This window comes from Oleiphilus sp. HI0067 (genome assembly GCF_001635735.1).
Genome location: NZ_LWFI01000649.1, coordinates 1 through 620, shown reverse-complemented (window position 1 = coordinate 620; position 620 = coordinate 1). Strand labels below are relative to the sequence as shown.

Genomic DNA, 620 nt, shown 5'->3' with positions numbered 1-620 from the left:
TCACGCAGCTTGTTTTTAACTTCTTCAAAACTAAGGCCTGCCACGTTCAATGGGCCTAGTTCTGGAAAATAAACCTTTCCTTGCGCGTCGATTCCGAGCTGATAGCTCTTACTTTCCTTACCATAAAGCTCTACTTTTAAGGTATCACCCGGACCAAGTACGTAATCATTTGAAACAGGAATATCATTCACTGGTTCAAATGTACTTGGAGCCCCTGCAAATAATTCATAACCGAAAGGTACTAATTTGCCTGCTTGATATCGTGCACTGGATTCTTCTTCTGGCACATCTCCTCGAGGCAAGGCTTGTTCACTTGGGTCTTGAGACTGCCCACTTCGAGTGAGTACAGAAACTTGCTGTTTAGTTTGTTCTTCTTGAAGACCACTACCACTCGTGCCACCGCCAAATTGGCTTAAATCGACGCCATACTGCGCAGCTAAAGCTTGTTGTTGCGTAGGATCCATACGCATAAATTGATCAATAAGAAGAGGATCCACATCGATGGCGGAAGCTGGCGTAATAACACTTACAAATAATGCAGGCGCTAAAAAAGAAGAGATAAATCGAGCAATTCTTTCCATGAAGCGATGTTTCTTGTCTTTACTGTTGTTGTTCTGTTT

The 620-nt window shown here is 42.9% G+C and carries 1 protein-coding gene; it reads right to left on the bottom strand.

The window, feature by feature from the left end:
• Window positions 1-581: polysaccharide biosynthesis/export family protein (locus tag A3739_RS07185; protein WP_197472158.1), on the bottom strand; the 581-nt coding region annotated here is incomplete at its 3' end.
• Window positions 582-620 lie beyond the last annotated feature (39 nt).